Source organism: Actinomadura fibrosa (genome assembly GCF_900659615.1).
GTDB classification, from domain to species: Bacteria; Actinomycetota; Actinomycetes; order Streptosporangiales; family Streptosporangiaceae; genus Spirillospora; species Spirillospora fibrosa.
The window spans coordinates 1-7825 of sequence record NZ_CAACUY010000342.1 but is presented as its reverse complement, the minus strand read 5'-3'; the positions used below and the strand labels follow the sequence as shown (position 1 = coordinate 7825).

At 74.3% G+C, this 7825-nt stretch carries 10 protein-coding genes and 3 tRNA genes; 4 read left to right on the top strand and 9 right to left on the bottom strand.

Annotated elements, in window-relative coordinates; genetic code table 11:
• On the top strand, positions 1-404 hold a 404-nt coding region (locus tag E1300_RS45450), incomplete at its 5' end, for an acetyl-CoA carboxylase biotin carboxyl carrier protein (protein ID WP_131763474.1).
• Between the two features lie 13 nt (positions 405-417).
• Complete coding sequence (locus E1300_RS45445; protein WP_131763473.1) at positions 418-1794, top strand: acetyl-CoA carboxylase biotin carboxylase subunit; 1377 nt, start codon at positions 418-420, stop codon at positions 1792-1794.
• A 121-nt stretch (positions 1795-1915) separates the two neighbouring features.
• Here E1300_RS45445 and E1300_RS45440 read toward each other — a convergent pair.
• The 7 genes from E1300_RS45440 to E1300_RS45410 all read right to left on the bottom strand — a co-directional run bounded on the left by E1300_RS45440 (position 1916) and on the right by E1300_RS45410 (position 5152).
• A tRNA-His gene (locus tag E1300_RS45440) sits at positions 1916-1989 on the bottom strand.
• Between the two features lie 33 nt (positions 1990-2022).
• A tRNA-Met gene (locus E1300_RS45435) sits at positions 2023-2095 on the bottom strand.
• Position 2096: 1 nt separating this feature from the next.
• Positions 2097-2181: transfer RNA gene (locus E1300_RS45430), tRNA-Ser, on the bottom strand.
• Positions 2182-2435: 254 nt separating this feature from the next.
• Entirely contained in the window at positions 2436-2747 is a 312-nt protein-coding gene (locus E1300_RS45425; protein ID WP_207400352.1) for a DUF6510 family protein, read from the bottom strand.
• Between the two features lie 2 nt (positions 2748-2749).
• A complete protein-coding gene (locus E1300_RS45420; protein WP_131763472.1) occupies positions 2750-3499 on the bottom strand; it encodes an FAD-binding oxidoreductase in 750 nt (249 codons plus the stop codon).
• Positions 3490-4092: a sulfite oxidase-like oxidoreductase gene (locus E1300_RS45415; protein WP_131763471.1), complete on the bottom strand. Its 603-nt coding sequence runs from the start codon at positions 4090-4092 to the stop codon at positions 3490-3492. Before E1300_RS45415 ends, E1300_RS45420 begins: the two co-directional genes overlap by 10 nt.
• Positions 4093-4300: 208 nt before the next feature.
• The gene (locus E1300_RS45410) at positions 4301-5152 is read right to left on the bottom strand and encodes an oxidoreductase (protein ID WP_131763470.1); all 852 of its coding nucleotides are present in this window, start codon (positions 5150-5152) and stop codon (positions 4301-4303) included.
• Between the two features lie 82 nt (positions 5153-5234).
• Between E1300_RS45410 and E1300_RS45405 the strand changes: the two genes are divergently transcribed.
• Positions 5235-6125, top strand: a complete 891-nt coding sequence (locus tag E1300_RS45405; protein WP_131763469.1) for a LysR family transcriptional regulator — start codon at positions 5235-5237, stop codon at positions 6123-6125.
• Here E1300_RS45405 and E1300_RS45400 read toward each other — a convergent pair whose 3' ends face one another.
• Positions 6126-6398: a sigma factor-like helix-turn-helix DNA-binding protein gene (locus E1300_RS45400; RefSeq protein WP_242619811.1), complete on the bottom strand. Its 273-nt coding sequence runs from the start codon at positions 6396-6398 to the stop codon at positions 6126-6128.
• Between the two features lie 325 nt (positions 6399-6723).
• Between E1300_RS45400 and E1300_RS45395 the strand changes: the two genes are divergently transcribed.
• A complete protein-coding gene (locus E1300_RS45395; RefSeq protein WP_131763468.1) occupies positions 6724-7005 on the top strand; it encodes a hypothetical protein in 282 nt (93 codons plus the stop codon).
• On the opposite strand, the gene E1300_RS45390 is transcribed toward E1300_RS45395, so the two are convergent.
• Positions 6944-7825, bottom strand: an 882-nt coding sequence (locus E1300_RS45390) for an MFS transporter (protein ID WP_131763467.1), incomplete at its 5' end; no start/stop codon positions are given. The genes E1300_RS45395 and E1300_RS45390 overlap by 62 nt on opposite strands.

Here is a 7825-nt window from a genome sequence, read left to right as displayed (position 1 = left end):
CGCACCGGGTCCGCGTGCGCGCCGGCGACCTCAGCGTCGAGCTCGAATGGCCGCGGGAGCCGGGCGGAGGCCCGGCCGGCGAGCGGGCCGACCGGCCCGCGCACGCGCCGGGCGTCCCCCAGAGCGCCGTCGACGCCGACGGCGAGGGCACGGACGTGCGGTACCTCGGGGCACCGGCCGTCGGCACGTTCTACCGGGCCCCCGAGCCGGGGGCGCCGCCGTTCGTCGAGGTCGGCGACGTGCTGGAGAAGGGGCAGCAGGTCGGGATCCTGGAGGCGATGAAACTGATGAACCCCGTCGAGGCGGACGGCGCCGGGCAGGTCGTGCGGGTGCTCGCCGGGGACGGCGAGCCGGTCGAGTACGGCCAGCCGCTGATCGCCTACCGCGCCGACCCCCAAGGCTGAGCCGGAGGACCGGATGTTCGGCACCGTTCTGATCGCCAACCGGGGGGAGATCGCCCTCCGCGTCGCGCGCACCTGCCGGGAGATGGGCGTCCGCACGGTCGCGGTGTACTCCACCGCCGACGCCGGCACGCCGGTCGTGCGGTTCGCCGACGAGGCCGTGTGCATCGGCCCGGCCGACCCGCACCGCAGCTACCTGTACCCGCCCGCGATCATCGAGGCGGCGCTGCGCGCCGGCGCCGACGCGATCCACCCGGGCTACGGCTTCCTGTCCGAGGACCCGGACTTCGCGGAGATCTGCGAGGACAGCGGCATCGCCTTCGTCGGGCCCCCGGCGCAGGTCATCGCCCGGCTCGCCGACAAGGCCGTCGCGCGGACGCTGATGGCCACCGCCGGGCTCCCGCTGCTGCCCGGCAGCGACGGGACGGTCGACGACCCGTCCCGCGCCCGGGACGTGGCCGCCGCCATCGGCTACCCGGTGATCATCAAGGCGGCGGCGGGCGGCGGTGGCCGCGGCATGTGCGTGGTCTCCTCCCCCGCGGACCTCGCGCCCGCCTACGAGGAGAGCCGCGCGCAGGCGCGGGCCGCCTTCGGCGACTCCCGCGTCTACCTGGAGCGGTACCTGCGGCGGGCGCGGCACATCGAGGTCCAGGTCCTGTGCGACCGGCACGGCAACGCCGTGCACCTCGGGGAGCGCGACTGCTCGGTGCAGCGGCGCCACCAGAAGCTCGTCGAGGAGTCGCCGGCGCCCGGCCTGCCGGACGGGGTGCGGCGGGCCCTGCACGCCGCCGCCGTCCGCGGGGCGCTGGCCACCGGCTACATCGGGGCGGGGACGTTCGAGTTCCTCGTCGACGAGGACGGCCGCTTCACCTTCATGGAGATCAACCAGCGCATCCAGGTCGAGCATCCGGTGACCGAGATGGTGACCGGCGTGGACATCGTGCGCGAGCAGCTGCTCGTCGCGGCGGGGCGGCCGCTGCGGCTGCGGCAGGACGACGTCGCCTTCCGCGGCGCCGCCGTGGAGTGCCGCCTCAACGCCGAGGACCCGGACCGGGACTTCCGCCCCGCGCCCGGCACCGTCGAGCGGCTGACCCTGCCCGGCGGCCCGTTCACCCGGGTCGACACGCACATCGTCCCCGGCGAGCGGATCACCTCGCACTACGACCCGCTGATCGCCAAGATCGTCACCTGGGACGAGGACCGCGACCTGGCGCTGGATCGGATGGACCGCGCGCTGTACGAGACCGAGGTGGCCGGCCCCGGCCTGCACACCACGGGACCGTTCCTGCGGACCGTCCTCGCCGACCCCCGCTTCCGCGCGGGCGCGCACCACACCGATCTCGTCGAGCGCATGTCCGCCTCCGCGGAGCCAGTGCCCACCGCAGGCCACTAACCGCCTCGGCGCAGCGCTCCAGGATCCGGCACGCGTCGGCGCCACTCCATTCGTGCAGGACGTCCGCCACCGAGCCCGGCGGGCAGCGCCTCGCGCTCACCGAGATGAGGCCGCCTTGAGAGGGCGACCGCCCGGGATCGAACCGGAACCTCCAGGATCACAACCTGGCGTGCAGACCACTACACCACGGACGCCACGCGCCTCTCCGGCCGTTGCGGCCGTCGAGCGTGCCGGGTGCAGGAATCGAACCTGCCTCATGCGGCTTATGAGACCGCCGGACGCACCAGCGTCCCTACCCGGCGCGGAGGGTGCGAGATTCGAACTCGCGCAGGGTCGCCCCTGACCACGGCTTAGCAAGCCGATGCCTTTCCACTCGGCCAACCCTCCGGGAAACGAAAAACCGCCCGTACGGACTGCGGTCCGCGGGCGGTCGGCGTCAGGACGACGTAATCACGTCCTGCGGCGGCTCCCGAGACCGGAACGGCTGCTGCTGTGCATTCGGTGATGCATCTCTGGCCACTCCTTCCGGTCTGCGCTCAAGACCCACTGTGCCGGGAACCCGCCGTCCCGGGCAACACCTTTTCCCAGCCCCGTCGCGATCGGCAGCGCGGGACCCCAGGGGGGCACCGAGGCGTCCGCCGCTATCCCCTGTGCGGGATCGAAAGGCCGCTGCCGCCCGGCAGGTCGAGCCAGAACCGGTCGGGCGCGGTGACCAGGCGCAGCGTCGGCTGCGCGCAGATCCCGCAGCGCAGCACCTGGCCGGGCGCGTCGCCGTACAGGGGCGCGCGGGCCAGCAGGTCGCGGTGGCCGCAGTGGCCGCAGCGCCCTTCGGCGAGCGCGGTGTCGGGGACGAACAGCATGCTGAGCGGCCCGGCGAGGACGTTGCCGTCCAGGTGCCGGTCGTCGGGCAGGAAGCCCTGCCAGCCCAGGCCGGTGGTCGAGGGATCGGGCATGGTCATCCTCCAGTGGGGCCGAAGCGTTCGGTGCGGATCCGTGCCGGGGCGTGGCCGAGGTCGATCAGCGCGGAGGCCGCCGCCTCGACGAACCCGGTGGGCCCGCAGACGTAGCAGCGGGGCGCCTCCTCGGCGGCGAAGCCGTGACCGGCGATCTCGGCGGACGTGAGGCGGGCGGGGCGCCGAGCCTCGGACGCCGGGGCCTCGCGGGTGTAGGCGAGCAGGACGCCCGCGCCCGCGGACGGGAGGGCGGCCAGCTCGTCGCCGTAGCAGAGCAGGTCGGGCGACCGCAGCGAGTAGATCATCCGGAGCGGTTCGGCCGGGGCGCCGCGCCACGCGCGGGCCATCGCCATGAGCGGGACGACGCCGACCCCGCCCGCGACGAGCAAGGTGGACCCGGTCTCGTCCGGCCGCCACACGAAGTAGCCGCCGATCGGGCCGAGGACCTCGATCCTCGCGCCGACGGGCAGGCCGTCGGCCAGGTACGGCGAGACCTCCCCGTCCGGGACGCGCTGCACGGTCAGCTCGACGCGGTCGCCGTCGGCCGGTGCGGCCAGCGAGTAGCTGCGCACCGCCTGGTAGCCGTCGTCGGCGGTGAGCCGAACGTCCACGTGCTGGCCAGGCTGGTGGCCCGGCCACCCGGGCACGTCCAGGATCAGGGTGCGGGTCGCCTGGTTCTCCCAGCGGTCGGCGACGAGCTCGGCGGGCTGCCAGGTCGGCGGGTTGGTCCGACCGCCCGCTCTCACGCCCATGAGTAGCGCTGCTCGCGCCACGGATCGCCGTAGTCGTGGTAGCCGGCGCTCTCCCAGAAGCCCGGCTGGTCCTGGGTGAGGAGCCGGATGCCCTGCACCCATTTGGCCGACTTCCAGAAGTACAGGTGCGGGACGAGGAGGCGCGCCGGCCCGCCGTGCTCGCGCGCGAGCGGCGCGCCGTCGAAGGTGTGGGCGATCCACGCCTTGCCACCGATGAGGTCCTGGAGGGGAAGGTTGGTGGTGTAGCCGCCGTAGCTGTAGGCGAGCGCGTGGGAGGCAGCGGTGTCCAGGCCGTCCAGGAGCGTGTCGACGCGGACGCCCTGCCAGGTGGTGTCGAACTTCGACCAGCGGGTCACGCAGTGGATGTCGACAGTGGGCCGCTCCTGGGGCAGATCCATGAACTCCGCCCACGACCAGGACCGCTGCTCCCCCGTCTCGGTCTCCACGGTGAAACTCCACGCCGCCTCGTCGACGCGCGGCGTCGGACCGGCCGACAGGACGGGGAAGTCCTCGGTGAGGTACTGGCCCGGCGGCAGCCGGTCGCCGGCCTCGCGCTCGCGGTCCCGCCGGTGGAAGCCCGGTGAGAAGGCCATCGCTACCAACTCCGTTCAGGATCGCTCGACGAGGCCCCGCACGCACCGGGCGTGCGGGACCCCGGGCCACCGGCCGGTCACGCGCGTGCTGGCCACCGGACCATTCACATACGGAAAGTCATGATCCATAACGACCCGTGCCCGCGAGCCGGTCGGGCAAAACCAGAGGCGGCGACGGGACGTGCCGACATGGTCGGCCGCCGGACGGTCACTCGTCGAAGTCGGTGCTCCGCGAAACCGCCTCCCAGGCCTCGAACTCGGCGCGCAACCCGTCCAGGCTGGCCTTCACGGCGTCCGCCGCGTCGCTGCCGAGCGGCAGCCGCAGCGGCGTCTCCGCCGCGTCGAGCGCGTCCAGGATCGCCGCCGCGGCCTTGGCCGGGTCGCCCGGCTGCTTGCCGTCGCTGGCCGGCAGGTTCGCGCGCACCGGCCCGACCGACCCGGCGTACTCCGGCATCTCCGCCGTCATGTGCAGCGCGCCGCCGCCGGCGAACGACGTCCGGAACGCGCCCGGCTCCACGATCAGCACCTTGATCCCGAACGGCGCGACCTCCTGCGCCAGCGCGTCCGACAGCCCCTCCAGCGCGTACTTCGTCGCCGAGTAGGCGCCCACGCCGGGGAACGTCAGCCGCCCGCCCTGGCTCGACATCTGCACGATCGCACCGCTCCCCCGCCGGCGCATGTGCGGCAGGACGGCCCGCGTCAGCGCGGCCGGGCCGAAGAAGTGCAACTCCATCAGGTCCCGCAGCTCGCGGTCCGTGGTCTCCTCGACCGCGCCCACGACCCCGCGCCCCGCGTTGTTCACCAGGACGTCGATCCGCCCGTGCCACAGCACCACGTCCGCGACGACCCGCGCGATCGCCCCCTGGTCGGTGACGTCCAGCGCCACCGCGCTCACCCGCCCCTGGTGCGCGTGCACCAGGTCGTCCAGCGCCTCGGGACGCCGCGCCGCCGCCACGACCGTGTCGCCCGCCGCCAGCGCCGCCTCCGCGATCGCCCGGCCGAAGCCCGACGACGCTCCCGTGATCAACCAGACCCGTCCTGTTTTCTCCGTGTTCGTCATGCCAACGGTTATCGCAGCCGCCGCCGGGCGCCGTCCAAGACAGAGATCAGCAAGTCCGATAAGCGCCCTTTATGATCCCTGCATGGAGTTGCGGCAACTGCGCTACCTCGTCGCCATCGCCGACGAGGGCAACCTCGGCCGCGCCGCCGCGTCCCTCTACGTGAGCCAGCCCGCGCTGTCCTACGCCCTCCGGCGCCTGGAGTCCGAGCTCGGCGTCCGCCTCTTCGACCGCCACGCGGGCGGCGTCACCGCCACCCCCGCCGGCGCGGACGTCATCGCCGAGGCCCGCCGCGCCCTCCGCCAGGCCGACCGGGTGACCGCCGCCGCCGAGCGGCACCGGCGCGCCGAGACCGGCGTCCTGCGCGTCGGCTTCGAGGCCACCGGCGCCGGCGAGCTCACCACCCGCGCCCGCGCCGCCTTCGCCCGCGCCCACCCCGGCGTCCGCGTCGAACCGAAACGGTTCGACTGGGGCGGCGAGACCGCCGCGCTCCGCGACGGACTCGTGGACGTCGCGTTCGTGTGGCTCCCCGCCGACCTGGACGGCCTGCACGCCGAGGTCGTCCACACCGAGCCCCGCGTCGTCGGCCTCCCGTCCGGCCACCCTCTGGCCGGCGACGGCGGCGTCTCGATCCTCGACGTCAAGGACGAACCGCTCCTCTGGACCGAGCGCGCCCCCCGCGCCTGGGTGGACTGGTGGGCGGTCAACCCCCGCCCCGACGGCAGCGAGCCGAAATGGGGCCCCACCAACGACAACGTCGAGGAGATGCTGGAGCAGGTCGCCGAGGGCACCGCGATCTGCTTCGGGCCGTCCAGCATGGCCCACTACTACACGCGCCCCGACCTGGCCTGGGTGCCGCTCACGGACGTGGAGCCCCTCCGCGTCGCGCTCGCCTGGCCGCGGGGCGCCGACGGCCCGCTGGTCCGCTCGTTCGCCGAGATAGTCCGGGATCTCGCCGCCGCGGACCGAACCTGATCAGCCGGCCGCCCGAGGCGCCTGCGGCGCCTGCACGGCGCTGTGCAGCGCCCGCAGCGCCTGGTAGACGCGGACCTTCACCACGTCCACCGGCACGCCGAGCGACGCCGCCGCCTCGTTGACCGAGCGGTCCCGGAAGACCGTCTCGGTGAGGATCTCGCGGTGCACGGACGGCAGGGTCCGGAACGCCAGGGCCACCGCCGCAGGGTGCATCCGTGCCCCCGGCGCGCCGGGGGCGAACGAACCGGTGTTGTTGTCCATTCGCAGTGCCACGCCACGAACCTCGCACCTCGCGCCCCCCAAGGCTCCCCTCTTATGCCCGCGTTAAGGAACCGTTGAGGGTGGGATGGGGGTGGGGGCGATGGGTTTCGGACGGCGCCGTTCCTTCGGTGGTGGTCGAGGGGGTGGGCGCGTGGGTGGGAAACGGTGGAGTCGCTGCGTGGGGTGGGGGGCGGGGCCTAGGATGAGCGGCTTGGAGGTGGTGGGCGTTGGGGAAGCACAACAAGCCGGCTACGCGGTCGTGTCCCGGCTGCAACGGGACGGGGACCAGCACCGCCACCGGCGTGCGGTGCAACGTCTGCCGCGGGACCGGGCGTATATGAGGTTCCCCCCTGACGGGTGCGCCTACGAGGTCCGTTACACGCTCGGGCGCCGCGGCGCCGGGCTGGAGACCTTTCCGGACGAGTACGCGCTCGGCCGGTGGTTCGCCGCGATGACGGCGGAGGGCATGTTCGCGCCCGAGGAGTTCTCCGTCCCGGACGAGGACGGGCGCAACGGGTACCAGATCTTCTGCGTCACCGAGGCGGGCCGCGTCGGGATCAGCTACTTCCATCCGCGCCTCGTCCGGGGGCGTATCGAAGGCGCTCGCCAGCCGATCTGACGACCACCGCGGCGGGCAGGGCGGCGGCCAGGGTGGCGAGGAGGGCGTAGCCGCCCGCCGCCATGACGGCGGTGGACAGGACGCTCGCCGCCGCGGCGATCGTCCACACCGCCGCGTCGACCGCGCCTTCGATGTCCGGGCGGCGGTCCGCGGGGAGGTCGCGGGCCAGCAGGGCGCTGCCGCCGACGAAGCACAGGTTCCAGCCGTAGCCGAGGAGGAACAGCGCCCCGGCCTGCGTCCAGGCGTGCGGGGCGGTCGCGGCGAGGGCGGCGGAGGCGGCGAGGGTGAGCAGGCCCGCGAGCATCACCGGACGGGCGCCGAGGCGGTCCACGAGGCGGCCCGTCACCGGTGAGAGGACGAACATGCCGGACGTGTGCGCCGACAGGGTGAGTCCGACCGCGGCGAGTCCGTGGCCGTGGCCGTGCATCGCCACCGGCGCCGCCGTCATCACGGCGACCATCACGACCTGCGCCGTGACCATGACCGCCAGCGCGGATCTGGTGACCGGGTCCCGCGCGAGTGCGCGGAGGGACGGTCCGGTGGTGCGGGCGGGCCGGGTGGCGGGCGCGCCGGTCGCGGCGGTGGCCGCCGCCGTGCAGATGGCGAGGGCGAGGAGGAAGGGGCCGGTCAGCGAGGTGAGGCCGAGGGTGCGGGCCAGCGCGCCGGACGGGTCGAGGAGCAGCGGCCCGCCGACCGCGCCGACCGCCGCCGTCCCCACCACGAGGCCGATCGCGCCGCCGCGCCGGTCCGGGGGACGCAGGTCGGCGGCGGCGTAGCGGGTGAGCTGGGCGCCGGCGTTGCCGAGGCCGAGGAGCAGCAT